Below are 15,203 nucleotides of genomic sequence, written 5' to 3'. Positions count from 1 at the left end.
CATACTCCTCGACATTACGGTTAATCGTATCAATAACTCACAGTCCCTCTTACATTATCGATAGTATCTCTAAACAGTTCAGTTACAGAATAGGCAACAACCACCAAGGTTAGTTGCCTTCCTTTAAAATGAGTTGCAAGATACACTCGACGTGTGTTTTGATAGAATGATGATACTGAAACGTGTAAATTCGATTTTGTGTAATGATGCACCCACTAAATTTAAGGGGGCCACAAACATTTTACTAATCTTCAATTGGCACAAATACTCGATGTTTGTTATTTGCGGTAGGAATATACAGAATCTCTGTTTCTTTATATGGTAGATCAACGACTTCATCAATAATATTATTAATTCCATCGCTCTCCTTGTTCTGATTCATACCTTTTTTTAATGTGCTCAAGTTATTGTTTTCTAACTCAACTTTTTCTTTTGCTTTATTAACATCTCTTATGGATTTACCAGCAACAACCGTCTTGAGAACAATTTCAGATAGAATGCCCCAACCAGTAGAACTATGAATATCATTAATTTCATCTAATGATTTGTCAAATTTTTTCTTTTTATCAACCAACTCGTTACCACTTCGCTGCTGTCTCAATAAATAGATTTTCTCAACTTCTAAGTCAATATTATGATAAAAACTATTAGCATAATTTTGTTTTAATTGCCTTGTTAGTCCATTAATAATTTCTATTTGACCACCGATCTTCATTCTTGATCCAATCTCAATTAGTTCTCCAAACAAAGATAATTTATTAGCCTCAAAAGCTATCGTCATTGTGAAATTAATATCCCTAAGTTTCTTTTCCTCAACTTTTGAATCAATTTCCAAATTCAATTCACTTTCTTGTCTTTTCAAACGATACTTATATTCTTCATGAATTTCATCTGCAGTTTTTTTATAGTTCCTAATAGCAGATAAATCAGTAGTATCAACAAATTCTCGATTTGCAATTTCAGACAAACCCTTTCTAGCTGCAATCAAACGCCCAATGTTTGTATCATGATGAATATTTAGAAGTTCTTCTAATTTCGCATCCATATCTGTAATTTGAGAATTAATTTTATGCAAATAATATGTCCCTGAAACTACTGACATCACTTGCATTCCTGCTGAAAGAATAATTGCTGGATTCACTGATGCACTTAAACCAACGTCAGCAAAACCAGCATGCTCGACTAAACGTCCCGACGCGTCTCGCACCATTGTTGATGTAGTTCCATTTGCAAATTTAGACAAATTGGCGGGATTTGCACTTGCAGTAAACAAGCCATTAGGTGCTTGTTTTGCAATTTGAGCTAAAGTCATTCCTTGATTAGCAACTTGCAATGCGGTCTGTGAAACGTTATTCGTCATTAACGACAAGTCAGATACAAAGACCTCCTTGTACTTTTTCTTTGTTTCCAATTTGTCATCAGTTACTTTTTCCAAAGAAAGCTCATCGCCTATAGGGTTAGAGATAACAATTTCATTGATTTCATTTAAGTTATTTAACATTTTTTCTTCAGACATTTAAACTATCTCCTTGGTCTTTTTATCCGATATAATACACACAAATTAATGAACATTCCGAAAAGTTCTAATAATAAGCGATACTTCTGTGTTTAAGTACCGCTAAATTCTAAAAAACTAGAAATTGAACAATGTCCACAATGAGCCACTTTTATATCCCCGCGGCCTTATTTAATAAAATACTTTTATCCTCGCCACTATCTAAAACATGCATCTTACGGTGACAATTCGGACAGAGGACAACCGTGTTCTCAATCGTATCTGGCCCGCCTTCTGAAAGCCAGACTATATGATGCGTTTCAAGGTAAGGCTCACCCTTCTTATTATTAAATGGAGCAGGCTCATCACAAAGCTGACACACCCCGTTCGCTCTACGCTTAGCATACTCACTAACATAAGCATTACGCTCATAGGTCTTTGTTGCCGTTTTTCTTATACTAGTTTTAGCTGATTGGCTTTCTAGCGCCTTTTTATGTAATTCATCATTGGACAATTTCTTTGCTTGTTTTTCCTTTTGTTCGTAATTATCCTTGATGATTTTATCATCAACTAGATTTGTAGCTTGATCATCTTTTACTTTTAGAGGAAAGATCCAAACATCCCTTATTACCCCATCTTCATCTTTTTGTTTTTCTTGATACGGTTTATCTACTAATTTCACTTTTCCTTTATATATGTAATTGTTCTCTTTAAACACTTCGAATAAATGTACAATCTACACCGTTATGATTAGACTCATTAAGAGTTCTATTTTGGCTCTTATTAATCTCTTGGTTACCTTTCTTACCCATACCAGTGTAGTGAAGAATATCGGCAATCCATTTATCCTCATATAAACCTTTTGTATGATCAGATATAATAACAAGTGTGTTTGTAGTTAAAGACCTACGCATTCCACCCATGTTGCCACAACTAAATATTTCTCTTAATCTATTGTTAGTAATTATCTCACCATGCTTTAACCCAGTATCAAAACTCACAATCTATCCCTCCTAATTTACTCCATTCTTTTCACAAGGTATCTATAAACACTAACTTAACGATTATATTCTTCATATGGCACGCCGTCTTCATCATATTCATCCCAAACACTTCCGCGGTCATCCCAGTTATTATTTTCATCTTTAGGGGTAGAGCTTACAGGGTAATTGGTTCTCGATAGAGATATTTGTTTAACCATAGCTTCCCTTCTTTTTTCAGCTTCTATTTTTTCAGGTATGTGATTCGGATGAAATGCGATAATCAAAGTTACCTTATAGTCGTTAATTTCTTTGGCAGTTTTTTTCTCAATTTCGTGCTGTATCTTATAAATACTTGCATATACCGCTAATCCAACATCCATTGCTTTGGCTATGGCAGTATTATTTAGTCTTGGAAGATAACCAATTTGTTGGTTTGTTTCCTTTTCATATACAGCAATGGCATTTGAGTCATAGGGATTGTCGGGCTCTCTTTGTAAAAACACTGAAGAAGTTTCACTCATTTTCTCTATTACTTCCATTCGATTTTCATATTTAACTCCAGCAACTTTAATTGGATAGGCTGTACTGCGTTCAAATTGTCGTTCAATTTCTTTCGTTCCTGGAGTATCTAATCCTAATGCCCTGTCCGCCATCTTATCAAGTACCAAATCTAAAACCCTATTAAAAAGCCCCATGTTCCCATTCCTCTCTTCTTTAAGGAAATCAATATTTTTTCAATTATGATAAACGGTATACTTTGTTCACAGTATATTAGTTTATCTATTGTTATTAATTACTCACCATGCTTTAACCCAGTATCAAACTCACAATCAATCCCTCCTAAACTACTCCATTCTTTTCTTCGTAAGGTCTCTGGCATCTGATATAGTATCGCATGTATGTAATGTATCAAAATGACACCACCCTCGACCGCTTGGATAAATCTTCCCCGTCTTGACTTCTTTTGATGGTTTGATTTCAGGACTAGGGTATAAATAAAGTGTGGTTCCCATTCCCTATCCGGCATTTAAGGTATAATTTGTTGATACATCATATCCTTCTACATTCTGAAAGGGTTCCAATCACCTTGTTTTTAGCATAGCTCTTATTAAAAGATTCACGATTCGCATACTTAAGTAACTGCCCCTTTGACCCATCCCCGCTTAGCTTCGACTATTATGAAAAAACCTTTATCATCTCTAATCTCAATATCCGTAATACCAGAACCTTTGTCATATTCCTGTACACATATCTGAACGTTCTCTTTGTTGAAACCAACTACTTTGCATTACCCTGTGATAATCCTTAAAAAATAAAAACAACATCTTTGTTTGATCCAAGTAAATCTTGACAATGTTTCATTGACTGTTCACTTTCGAGGGCTTCCCAAAATTTTATTCCAATATCATGTCTATTCAGATAAAAGGTATCACTTAAAATTACACTCTTATCTTTCAGGTGACCATATTCTATTTCTATGTACTCTTTAAATGCCTGTTTGATTTCCTTTAACTGGTTTCCATCGACCTTTTCCATGTTATCCCTCCATATTAACAATCGTATTTAAATGTGGTTCATATTGTCAATATCGTTCCTTTTTTTCAATAAAAAAGCCCTGAAGGGTTTATTCTCCAAGGGCTGTATCTATGCTATTTCTTCAGTTTATATTCTATCACATGGATTAGGTGGCTTATAATCCTTGCATCGAGATTATGAAAAAATAAGATAATAAAAGAGGTTTTTTCAAAAAAATCTAACAATATTGATCAATGAATAAAGACAGGATTGCGCCTGTCTTTACTTTTAGGTTATCTTTAAATTCTTAGAGAATTTTTCTGTAATATTATTTAAAAAAATCACATTACTCTAGGTGGCAACTTTTCGACAATTTTCCTAATAAGTGCTACAAGAGGACTGTTTGGAACGGAACTTTCCATATCATGACTAGCCCTATCCAATACTTCTTTTAGACTTTTTACTTGTTCTGTTGTCACAATATTTATTTCTGATAATTTCTGGAACTCTTTTAGATTGGAAACAACTTGGTTAACTTCTTGATTTTTCTCCTGTTTTTCTTTGATTTCAACATCACTCGTTATTTTTACCAAATTATCCATATCTTTCATAGCTTGGATAAATATTTCCTTGTCCTTTGACAGTTCATCTAAATTTAAAATTTCCCCATCAATTTTAATTGAATACTTTTTATATATACTATCTATCTCATCAATTAAATCTATAATTGTTGTATCCTTATTAAAAACAAACCACGCTCTTGTTTCTTCATTTGAGTTTAACTGATACAAATAAACTAATCCGTAAAAGTAAGTCGGTATTATATTAAAGTTTTTTTCTAAATCATATCTAATTACTGATATAGCCTGACCAGGAGAATATCGCGCATGCTTGATATAATTGTTGTATTCATTACTAACATATTGTTCTAATTCTTCCCGATTTAACATTAAAGAACCTCCTTTCAATTACTTTTCCTTACTGTGATATATGTTTACCTCAATATTCGGAAATTCATTACTAGAATTCTCAACAACTTCTTTACAACTAGGACAACAAAAAAGTTCAGTATATATGTGTACTTCACCTTCGAGGGTATCTTTTTTACTTTCATCAATATTATTCATTATTAATTTATATATGTATTCAATTATCTTATATTCTGTATCAACATTTCTTAACCAATAACCAGGTTCATAAACTTCAATCATGTGATTTTTTTTATCTACATACTTAGCGCTAAATCTATTTTCATTATCTTCTGGGATAAAAGCAAACTTATACCAATTGTTTTTTAGTAAGAAACTAGACTCAATATCAGAAGAAATAATTCCCTTATGTATTCTACTATGTGCAAAAACAACATCTTGTCCAATACCCTCAATATTATAAATTCCAATCCCTACGTTACCGCCTTGATAACTTTTCCTATTAGATTTTACAATACTGTCAGTACTATAATTTAAGTCTACATATAAATTTAAGTTTTGAAATAAATTTGCTAGAAAAGATCCAAAAGGTTTTTTTAAATAAAAATTAAAATCTGCCAATTTCAAAAACCATCCTTTAACAATTTACAATTCATTAAATATCATATTATCACAAAAAAGTTCAACAGATGGTAAATCCAGTAATTTTCTAATATATATGTGAGCTAATTTACATTATCATAAATAAAAGCCTTTCTGTATAGAAAGGCTTTTTTAACTCACTGTTGCATACATAATTAATCTTTAAGAACAAGTAGTGAACAACACTCATTTGTCGTCTGCGGAAACATATCCACCGGCTGCAATTCAACCGTCTGATAACCCCCATCCTCAATATTCTCAAATCCCTCGCTAATGTATTGGGTTTCATGATACATAATTCACTTTCTTTGGGCTCATAACAAAAATAGGTTGCAGTAAGGTTTCGTCACAGCCATTATAGGGTGGATCGACAACAAGGACATCGGAAGTGATGCCTTCTGAATACCATTGAGAAATAACCTTTTCCGCTTCACCGACAACGAATTCAATTCATTAACTGAAAAAGTCCATAAAAAAACGAGTGCATTCCAGATACACTCGTTCTAAAATTAGCTATTAAATTAATTACCTTTATGAAAAAAAGGATAATATGCTAAAGGAATAATTGCTGCCATCGTAGCAAATACCAATAGCTTGGTTTGTATCGATAACATTTGATCAGGATTAATCACGCAAAAAGGAATAGCGATGCCAAATAATATTAAGGCAATTATTCTTACACTTGTTAACCACATCAAGAAGTCCTCCATTCATTTTATAATTTAAGTTCTAGACAAAATAAAAAAGAGTGCCGCTATTTTTACGGTCAACTCTTTTAAGCTCTTTGAGTTTTATTGATTAATATACAACCTGCACTAATAATAACCAGTATCATTATTATATTGAGATTAAATATTGGTGAACGGTCCGCTAAAAACAAGCAAAGGAATAAAGGGAATACTAAGAACCCTAAAAGTAAATTTAAAACAGTAAATTGTTTTGTAAGAATCCTAAACAATAAAGTTAAAATAATCCCAACTACTATAAACGGTACACCAATATATAACAATATTAGGGACCAGTTAAAAGATTCCACCTTGTTTTCTGTTAGCATAATTGTTGCTCCCCATATTCCGCTTACGATGACGTAACATAATGTTAATAAAAACCCTAGCTTTCCTAAGTTTTTCATTTAATACCCTCTTTTCTTAATTTTAATAGTTAGTTGCAGCAAGACGGCCATTTGAATTAGTTATTTCTTCAATTTCCCATCTTAAACCATTTTCCCATGTTCCTTTATTTGATAGATTATCTCAAAAGATCCTTTGGCATTATAAGAACCATTCGATTTATAGATATTCATCGGATCATCTATCTCAAAATCAAAATCGGTATCAATAGAAACCTTTTTCTCAATTTCCGTATTCCCCTCTGTTATTTCAGCAATTTCTAGTTGATTAATTTTCGTGATTGGTAGCGTTCCGCTTTGATTACTGTTAAATGACGCTTTTCTTTCAGACTTATAACCTATAACATTTTCAAGTTTTACACTTATAGATTGTTCACTACTGGAGAGATCATCAAGTATGTCTTCTTTTGATTTTTCAAAAGGTATAATTTTGAGTAAGTTTTCTATTTCTGATGTTTCATGTTCTAGTTTACCCACCTTTAACGTATCTACTATTTCCCATTGCTTAACTCCCCTATGAAAGGGAACAATAATGTCTCCTATATAAATGTGTTTTAAGTGATTAATGCGGTTTTGCTTATTTTTGGATCCTTTTTCCTTCTCTATTTGTTCTAACTGGACCACTGCCTTTACATTACCGCTATCCTTTTCAACCTCTTGACCCTCAATTTTTACGGATTTCAACATATCTGAAGTTATTTCAATCTCATTCCCATTTAAGGTAAGGGTTTTTCCGATTAATTGTTTTGCTAGTGATTCATTTGAGATCTCTATTTTATCGGAACATGCTGCTAAAATTAAGATTGAAAGGATTGCTCCAAGGGCTAACCCCACTTTTCTTTGAAATTTCATTATTCCTATCCCCTCTAAAAATAAATGGTCATTTAGACACCAATAAACTCAACATGCGGGTAATGTTCTCTAAACACTTCTTGAAAATTTTGATTCGTGAAACGATTGACCGTTAGCGAGTAAAAAACATAAACCTTTCTCCCATCGCGTTGGAATCTATCATAGGTGTATTTACTTAAATAATATAAAGCTACCTCATTACCCAGTAGATAGTTACAGATGTAAGCTTCTTCACCATTTTTCATAAGGATATATTCAGAAAAACCATTAGTGATTGTATTTGAAAGGTCATTTATTTTTACTTGCCCATATTTAGTGAATAAATTCACAAACTGTACTTGGGTTGGAAAATCCCCCAACAATCTTCTACCGAACTTATAAGGCAAGAGGCACATTTCCCCTTTAGTTAGCTCTTCGCTGCTTAATTGTTTCTTAAATTTAGTGTAGGCTTGCATTCCTTTAAAAAAGATTATAAATCGGTTGCTTTGACCATTATCACTAATTTCCCTTTTAAAGCGTGGTAACGTTACCTGTTCACTTACATCTGATTCAAATAGATATACAGCATATTCTTTATTTTCTGGAGTTCGTAGACCCGCTTTTACTAAAGAGTTACGGTTCATGTGATACTTTTCCTTCCACTCTCTTGCATCGATCATTTCAAAACCGATATGACATAAATCTGTATAAAGATCATTAATATCTATCAAATATGGTATTTTCTTACCTTCTGGTTTGTTATCATAGGCTCTACGTGGGTTTTCGACCTTTCCCTCCCTTATCAGCTCGGTCAAGCCCTTCTCCGTAATGTAATAACATGCTGCTACCTTTTTGCCTTTTCCGTTCACTCTGCAGGTGGAATCAATCCAGCCTTTATTCTTCAATCGATGTAAAGCTACATATATAGTATTTTCCCGTTCTTTAAAGTAAATTTTGCGGATTTGCTCCACTGTTAAAGTACGGTACCTATATAAATCAAACAATAAACCACCATAATCAATGATAGGTGGCCTCCCTGCTTTCCACTTCTCACTTTCAATCATCCTTCTCCACTCCTTTTAATAAAATTTGTCCATTGGCATAAGTTAGGTGCATTGCACACAGTCGTTTCCTTCCAGTTCCTTCGACTATCGTCTGCGTAACTGTCTGTCAACTCCTTCGAATAGCTGTTTTGTCAGTATTCTCTTTCTTCGACGAGAGCCCTTCCAAAACTATCCGTTCAAAATGAAATGATAAATTAGAAAGTATGAACGATAACATCAAAATTCCACTTAATCTTTGACAGACTTGACCTTCTCATGTAATTGAAATGGATATTGATATTAATTAATATTGGTACTTTTTAATTTGTTAATATTACTCAATGAATTTGAGGATATTGTTCTTAACAAATTATTTAGTCTATCAACTTCAACATATCCCCCATTTTTTGGATATCAGTGACGATTATTTCAGTTCTTGGATGTGTACGACATAATTCACCAGCCTCCATATAAGTTAAATTTTTCCACGAATCATCTTTGATTAGTTTTGAATAGCGTAAGGCATTAAAGATAAATGATTTTATTTGATTATCAAAATCTCGAATTTTTAAGTCTGGAAAGTATTGTTTAATGAGAATGAATGCATTTGAGAATGTTAATTTAATATTTTTTTCTTGGATGATTTTTGTCATTTCCCCCACGTAAAAGGTATTTAATTTACGGTAATAATCTTTATCATTTAATTTGTGATCTAGCCTAACATAGGGGAGAATGTTAGGAATAGTTATTTTGACCTTATCGCTATACTCCTTAATTTCTATATTAAGTCCCATCTTATTTAGATTTGGGTTATCTTTGGCGAATTCTTCCCATTGACGATATTGGGTTAATGATTTATAAAGTGAGACTCTAACTAGCTCTATACTTTTAAGGGCTTGTTCTATTTGTTGATCTTGTTCCTCCAAACTCCATGCTTCTACCGGTATATGACGAATGTAGTCCATATAAAACACCCTCCAATTACGCTACTGCTACTACGTAATGACTTTGTTCCAATTCATGAAGAACCTGACAAAACCTCTCAAATTGTGGGATTGAATTGGGTTTCACCATAGCTTTCACTTCGATATTTTCACGATTTCCTTCTACAATTAAAAATTCATAGCTATTTATGATGGTGAATATTCTTTTTAATACAATTTCTTTTTCTTGACCGTTTACAGTAAATTTATATTTTTTTACCATTTCAAGTTGGCCAATTCCTCCTTCATTTTGTTTAAAACGGATTTTCCCTCTCCACATATTTAATAATCTACGAATATCAGTTTCAATAAAGTTATTAGTACTCATCCTGAATGAATTCTCCCTTCATTTTTAAATAAAAACTCAAAGAACCCTCAAAAGAGGGCTCCTAAAATATATTATTTTACGTTCATAATCAAAACATCGTTTTCATTTAATAGATTTCCTGTGGTGGATAAAGCACTGTCATTTATTGATTCTTCCTCATTCGCAGAAACTTCTATTGATGACAACTCACCACCTACAGTAATATTTACTTCATATGGACTAAGCATTGTTCTAGATGTCTTATTGTAGACAATAATTTTAAATTGATATTCTCCATCCTTTGAAACAGTATGTGTAAATGAATTAGTATTTGTATATTTACGAATCTGTTTCTTCCCATCTTTCCATACCTCTACATAATAACCGTAGACATCAGTTAGATTATCCCATTCTAAAGATATAGTCTGACCATTTACATTATTATTCACTGATTGAATAGTTTGTGGTAAAACCGTTTCTAGACTAGTTTCAAAACTATTTTCTCCATCTGTATTCTCTGATGGTGTTGGTTCCGGAAGTTGTTCTTCAGGAATTTCATTTTCATTAGGGTTGTCAATTTCTTCCCCTACATTAATCGTTTTTACAATAGGCTGACCGAATCCATTTTTATCATAAACAAAAACATGATATTCGTACTCACCATCAGCAAGATTTTCATCCGTAAAAGTAGTTTCAAGTCCTGTTGATACATGAAGTTGTCTTCGTCCATCCTTATAACGTTGAATATAATAGTTGTAAATATTATCTACTTTGTTCCAATTTAGGACTACTTTATTTCCTTCGACTTTCACTTCTACATTTTCCAACTTGTTTGCGTTTGGTGTCTGTTCCCCATTTTCATCTGGAGTCTCTGGTCCTACTTTTATCGTTCGTATAACTGGATCTTGCATACCATTGATTTTACTGTAAACAATAACTCGATACTCATAATCCCCTTCAGCTACATTTTCATCAATAAATTGTGTTGAAGGTGTTGTTTTCCTTATTTCTCTTTTTCCGTCCCGATATCTTTCAACATAATAATAATAAGTATTAGGAACCTCTTCCCAAGATAACTTAACATTCTTTCCTTCTACTTCAATATCAAAAGAATCTAAGGTATCATTTGGTGCTTCAATAGATACCGTTTTAGAGGTAGGATTCATGTCACCTGTTTTCGAATACACGATGACTTTATATTGATAATCACCATAAGGAACATTGGAATCAACATATTCTGTCTGATCTGCGTTTAAAGAGTAACGGAAATTCCTATTTCCCTTTGAATCATATCTTTCAATATAGTAACCATAAATGTCATCAAGTTTCTCCCAGTTTATAGTAACTGTTTGCCCCTCAACTTTAATTTCAAAATCATCTAAAGTAACATTTTCTAACGGCTTTCCTACTTGCACCTTTTTAATAACTGGATCTTGGAAGCCTGAAGGTGTATAGGCAATTACTTTATATTCATATTCCCCATTACTTACATTTTCATCAATATAAGAATTTGTAGAGACGGACCTACGGTAGTTTCGGTTACCGTTATTATCATATCGTTCAATATAATAATAATAAGCCTTGTCCACATTATTCCATGATAATTCTACATTTTGTCCGTTAACCACAGCAGAAACTTCTTCAATGACTGTATCAGGGTTTTGCTTTCCAACTTGAACAGTGTGGGAAACCGGATCTTGCATTCCTGTTTTAGTATAGGCTATAATTCGATATTCATATTGTCCTGCAGCTACATTTTTATCCTCAAATGAAGGTGTGGAAGAGTACTTTCTAAATTGTCTTTTTCCATCTAAGTATCTTTCAACATAATACCCATAACGCTCAGTTACATCATTCCAAGTTAATAATACATTACTACCTTCAACTGTAGATTTTACTGCTAGTTCATTTTCATTAGGTTTACCATTTTCTCCTTCTTCTGTTGAACCATCCTCTTTCGGATTTTCTACAATAATTGTTTTAGAAACAGGTTCAAGCATCCCACTAGAATGATAGGTTTGAATACGATATTCATATGTTCCTGGCGTAACTTCTTCTTGATACGATGTCTCAGTTACATATTTGCGTGTTTTTCTTTGTCCATCTACATATTTTTCTACGTAATAGCCATATGCGCCATTAACCTTCTCCCACGATAAGGTTAATGTTGTTTTGTCTACCTTCGCATTAAAATCAGTAATATTTGCGACTGGAGGTAAATCATTAGTTTTCACTTCTATGGTTGTCTTTTCCGTTTGTTGTCCATAAACATCAATGGCATAGACAGAAACCGAATATGTTTTTCCTTGTTCTAATTTATCCGTCGTTACCTCCAAATCCTTTGTGCTTTTAAAGACTTTTCTTGTTGAACCATCGTATATTTCAAAATAGTATAAATTAGCCCCTTCCACTGCGTCCCAAGTAAATTTATAGGAGCCATTCCCTAATTGGTCATATTTTAGGTTCTGAACAGCTGTAGGTGCATCTGGTAAAGGGACTTTCACCGAAACAGTGGCAGCTTGAGATTTTGTACCATATTTTTTGTTTCTCGCAATCACGTTATAGGTATATTCTTTTCCTACTTGTGGGTCCGTATCTTCAAATTTATTTCCTTCTACTATTTTTGTAGGGGATTGAATAGTCCCACGAGATTTTTCAATTATAAACTCAATATCTGGTTGATTATGATCCCACTCTAGGGTAACTTTCTTACTACTAATTTCTGATACTCTTAAATTTTGGATTTCATCAATAATGTAATCCAGTACCGTTACTTGTTTTGAAACGTCCTCTGTCTCTATTCCTTCATCATTCTTTGCTCTAATTTCAACGTTATATGACTTACCAGGTTCAAGGTTATAAGCAGTTCCAGTCAAATTATTGATCCATTCGCTATCAACTTTGACTTTATCACCATCTTTAACTAATACTTGATACCTTGTTCCATTGGAATTTCCATTTGCATCCCATGTTACTCTAAAGCCTTGATGGTCAATTTCTGAAAAAACAATGTTTCGTACTGGATTAGCTTTGGTTAATGTCGTAGTTTCTGTTTCAGTACTTTCTAGTTTTTGGATTTTGGTTGATACAGAGTAACGATGTAGTGTGTTCGGAGTTAGACCTGTATCAGAAAAAGAAAGAGATTTCCCTTCATAAACTTTTAAACCATCACGTTTAACAATATAGGTTGCTCCATCAAATGACGCATCCCATTTTATATCAGCAGTTGTTGATTCTACTTTCTCTGTTTTAATACTAGAAGGAGCCTTCACTAATACTTTTAAACGATCATTTAAACTATCCTTTAATTTCCCGTTAACAAGCTTATTTACAAGATTAAGAACATTATCTATGTTTTCATAGGTAGGATTCTTTTCTGCCTTCTTAACTGCATTTATTGCGTCTATAACTAGCTGAACATCCTTCTTTGTTAGATCACTACCCTTGTCCTCTTGATACTGTTCTAGAGCATCCTGATACTCTTTCTCATAATCAGGTATCACATTCTCTATTCCGTTTTCGATTAAGTCATCTGTGGTTGTATTACCTGGGTTTTTGATGATCGATGAAAACTTATCATAAGTAAATTCAAATAAATATTCTGGAGATTTTCCCCCTTTATCATCTTCTATCCATAATGTAAATACATGATTACCTTCAGATAAAAATTGGTCGAACCCTATATCTTGCAAAGTAATTTTGTTTTTTTCTATGTTAAAGGCTTTATTAAATTTTGAATCACTAGATTCTTCAACTAATGTATATGCAGTTCCATCATCTAATTTTATTTTCACACTTGTTTTATCATTATCTGGATCATATTTACTACCCGAAATTGTAATAGTATCACCGTTTCCAACAACTAAATTATTGGATGGATTTACGGAACCACTAGGATCAGAATTGTCGATATAATCTATAGTTACATTATAAGCATAGGTTTCATTACGGTAAGATGTTCCTGGCTTATAGACTGTTCCCTTGTAATCCTGAGAGTATTCCCATACTCTTGTATCAGACGCAGGCTTAGTAACTGTACCTTGATATCTGTAGACTCGGGTATCTATTGCTGGTTTTGATACGTAACCACTATAAACACCCATAAAAGGTCTGTCACCCCAAAATTCACTGACTTCTACCAAAGAAAGAGTTCCTGAATATCCTTGTAAATAATTTATATCATTTGGACCAAAGTATTTTGTGCTAGGAACTTCATACGGAGAAGCATAATAATCATTACCCGCGTAACGGTCAACATATTGCGTATCACCTGGTGTATAACTCCCACTAAAAAGATACTGTGAAAGAGTACCGCTATAACCCCCGGAGTTATAATAAGAAGAGGTTTGACCGGTAACATATTTGCTATCAGCTGGAGTATAACTTCCACTTATTACTTTAGAAGAAACAGAACCACTTTTTCCAATATTCCCCGTATATCCTTCCTCGTCAGAATAAGCAATAGTAGCAGCAAAGGAATTTGAAGGTTTCTTTTCTGTTTTAGTTACCTCTTTTGAATATTTTTTAGGATCTGTATATTCTTCGTGATTTACATAATTTCCATCTTTTACTCTCAGTGTAACTTGATCCCCATTTAAACTAACGATTTCAACTTTACCAGTATCAACAGAAATATCTTCAATGCTTTTTAAATTAGGAATTGTAATCGTTTTAGTTCTCGTTTGTTCCGAAGTTTCATCAAACTCGATCGTCATGCTTTTTACTGCAGGAGAAGAAGCAGCTTGTGCTTTTCCTTCCCCATTAGGAATAGGTGTTGCTACAGCAACTGCAGCAGCTGATGTAGCTAATATAGCTTTCACCAATTTATTTGATTTTGATTTTGATTTATTATTTAAGACATTAAAAGGTACCATTTAATCAACTCCTTATTATCTTCTATACACTTGACCTACAGCCTCTCTTTGAATGTTAATAGGTATATAACTATTGATAGAATCTCCAAAGGCTTTTCCAATCATATATAGGGCCATAATCTGATATCCCCCTTTAACTTGAACTGTCATTGGTTCATTAAAGTCTACTTTGCTTTGGGTAAAAGAAACTGACCACTGATTTGGTGATAAATTACGATCAGTTAATATTTGGTTAGCACTATCTCGATCTATCTCTCCATATTTTTGACCAGAATCGATAATAGCTGACGCAGCATTATTTGCTTTTACATAATTGGTAGCAAACCCCGCAATATCGGGAAGTAGTAAAGCAAATAGTGCAAAAAAGATAAGTCCTACCATATAAAATGGAGTAGATGACAATCTACACACCTCCCTTCAATCTTTGGTAAATAAAAAAGCCCCATCTCCTACCTTTGGGAGATGGGGCTTA

At 33.2% G+C, this 15,203-nt stretch carries 15 protein-coding genes and 1 pseudogene; all 16 read right to left on the bottom strand.

Going from position 1 to position 15,203, the window contains the following annotated elements; all coding sequences use genetic code 11:
• Positions 1–244: 244 nt before the first annotated feature.
• Positions 245–1,516 (bottom strand): hypothetical protein, encoded by a 1,272-nt coding sequence (locus tag NST63_RS26655; protein ID WP_058006306.1) that lies wholly within the window; start codon positions 1,514–1,516, stop codon positions 245–247.
• A 151-nt stretch (positions 1,517–1,667) separates the two neighbouring features.
• Positions 1,668–2,177: an HNH endonuclease gene (locus tag NST63_RS26650; protein WP_341044264.1), complete on the bottom strand. Its 510-nt coding sequence runs from the start codon at positions 2,175–2,177 to the stop codon at positions 1,668–1,670.
• Positions 2,178–2,205: 28 nt separating this feature from the next.
• Positions 2,206–2,496 (bottom strand): hypothetical protein, encoded by a 291-nt coding sequence (locus NST63_RS26645; RefSeq protein WP_341044263.1) that lies wholly within the window; start codon positions 2,494–2,496, stop codon positions 2,206–2,208.
• A 56-nt stretch (positions 2,497–2,552) separates the two neighbouring features.
• Entirely contained in the window at positions 2,553–3,173 is a 621-nt protein-coding gene (locus tag NST63_RS26640; RefSeq protein WP_341044262.1) for an HIRAN domain-containing protein, read from the bottom strand.
• Positions 3,174–3,783: 610 nt separating this feature from the next.
• On the bottom strand, positions 3,784–4,014 hold the full coding sequence (locus NST63_RS26635; RefSeq protein ID WP_341044261.1) for a hypothetical protein: 231 nt from the start codon (positions 4,012–4,014) through the stop codon (positions 3,784–3,786).
• Between the two features lie 320 nt (positions 4,015–4,334).
• Positions 4,335–4,943: a hypothetical protein gene (locus NST63_RS26630; RefSeq protein ID WP_058006302.1), complete on the bottom strand. Its 609-nt coding sequence runs from the start codon at positions 4,941–4,943 to the stop codon at positions 4,335–4,337.
• Between the two features lie 18 nt (positions 4,944–4,961).
• Complete coding sequence (locus NST63_RS26625) at positions 4,962–5,543, bottom strand: deaminase domain-containing protein (protein WP_341044260.1); 582 nt, start codon at positions 5,541–5,543, stop codon at positions 4,962–4,964.
• Between the two features lie 176 nt (positions 5,544–5,719).
• Positions 5,720–6,011: pseudogene (locus NST63_RS26620) on the bottom strand (23S rRNA (uracil(1939)-C(5))-methyltransferase RlmD); the annotation flags it as partial.
• A gap of 74 nt (positions 6,012–6,085) precedes the next feature.
• Positions 6,086–6,259 carry a hypothetical protein gene (locus NST63_RS26615; RefSeq protein ID WP_161809566.1) on the bottom strand — a complete coding sequence of 58 codons (174 nt, stop codon included), beginning with the start codon at positions 6,257–6,259 and terminating at the stop codon, positions 6,086–6,088.
• Positions 6,260–6,339: 80 nt separating this feature from the next.
• Positions 6,340–6,696: a hypothetical protein gene (locus NST63_RS26610; RefSeq protein ID WP_058006300.1), complete on the bottom strand. Its 357-nt coding sequence runs from the start codon at positions 6,694–6,696 to the stop codon at positions 6,340–6,342.
• A gap of 81 nt (positions 6,697–6,777) precedes the next feature.
• Positions 6,778–7,545, bottom strand: coding sequence for a hypothetical protein (locus NST63_RS26605; protein WP_341044259.1), 768 nt, complete (start codon positions 7,543–7,545; stop codon positions 6,778–6,780).
• A 32-nt stretch (positions 7,546–7,577) separates the two neighbouring features.
• Positions 7,578–8,588: a PadR family transcriptional regulator gene (locus NST63_RS26600; protein ID WP_341044258.1), complete on the bottom strand. Its 1,011-nt coding sequence runs from the start codon at positions 8,586–8,588 to the stop codon at positions 7,578–7,580.
• A gap of 353 nt (positions 8,589–8,941) precedes the next feature.
• Positions 8,942–9,532 (bottom strand): hypothetical protein, encoded by a 591-nt coding sequence (locus tag NST63_RS26595; RefSeq protein ID WP_058006296.1) that lies wholly within the window; start codon positions 9,530–9,532, stop codon positions 8,942–8,944.
• 16 nt (positions 9,533–9,548) lie between these two features.
• A complete protein-coding gene (locus tag NST63_RS26590) occupies positions 9,549–9,878 on the bottom strand; it encodes a hypothetical protein (RefSeq protein ID WP_058006295.1) in 330 nt (109 codons plus the stop codon).
• 71 nt (positions 9,879–9,949) lie between these two features.
• On the bottom strand, positions 9,950–14,731 hold the full coding sequence (locus NST63_RS26585) for a fibronectin type III domain-containing protein (protein ID WP_341044257.1): 4,782 nt from the start codon (positions 14,729–14,731) through the stop codon (positions 9,950–9,952).
• 15 nt (positions 14,732–14,746) lie between these two features.
• Positions 14,747–15,133: a DUF4320 family protein gene (locus NST63_RS26580; RefSeq protein ID WP_341044256.1), complete on the bottom strand. Its 387-nt coding sequence runs from the start codon at positions 15,131–15,133 to the stop codon at positions 14,747–14,749.
• Positions 15,134–15,203 lie beyond the last annotated feature (70 nt).

Source organism: Heyndrickxia sp. FSL W8-0496 (assembly GCF_038007825.1).
GTDB classification, from domain to species: domain Bacteria; phylum Bacillota; class Bacilli; order Bacillales; family Bacillaceae_C; genus Heyndrickxia; species Heyndrickxia oleronia.
Note: the sequence above shows the minus strand (reverse complement) of the source record. Positions and strands in the feature narration are given on the sequence as shown.

Bases quoted from the DNA above. Each gene is read 5' to 3' on its own strand.
- NST63_RS26655 (WP_058006306.1), bottom strand. From the start codon at position 1,516: ATGTCTGAAGAAAAAATGTTAAATAACTTAAATGAAATCAATGAAATT.
- NST63_RS26640 (WP_341044262.1), bottom strand. From the start codon at position 3,173: ATGGGGCTTTTTAATAGGGTTTTAGATTTGGTACTTGATAAGATGGCG.
- NST63_RS26635 (WP_341044261.1), bottom strand. From the start codon at position 4,014: ATGGAAAAGGTCGATGGAAACCAGTTAAAGGAAATCAAACAGGCATTT.
- NST63_RS26630 (WP_058006302.1), bottom strand. From the start codon at position 4,943: ATGTTAAATCGGGAAGAATTAGAACAATATGTTAGTAATGAATACAAC.
- NST63_RS26615 (WP_161809566.1), bottom strand. From the start codon at position 6,259: ATGTGGTTAACAAGTGTAAGAATAATTGCCTTAATATTATTTGGCATC.
- NST63_RS26610 (WP_058006300.1), bottom strand. From the start codon at position 6,696: ATGAAAAACTTAGGAAAGCTAGGGTTTTTATTAACATTATGTTACGTC.
- NST63_RS26605 (WP_341044259.1), bottom strand. From the start codon at position 7,545: ATGAAATTTCAAAGAAAAGTGGGGTTAGCCCTTGGAGCAATCCTTTCA.
- NST63_RS26600 (WP_341044258.1), bottom strand. From the start codon at position 8,588: ATGATTGAAAGTGAGAAGTGGAAAGCAGGGAGGCCACCTATCATTGAT.
- NST63_RS26595 (WP_058006296.1), bottom strand. From the start codon at position 9,532: ATGGACTACATTCGTCATATACCGGTAGAAGCATGGAGTTTGGAGGAA.
- NST63_RS26590 (WP_058006295.1), bottom strand. From the start codon at position 9,878: ATGAGTACTAATAACTTTATTGAAACTGATATTCGTAGATTATTAAAT.
- NST63_RS26585 (WP_341044257.1), bottom strand. From the start codon at position 14,731: ATGGTACCTTTTAATGTCTTAAATAATAAATCAAAATCAAAATCAAAT.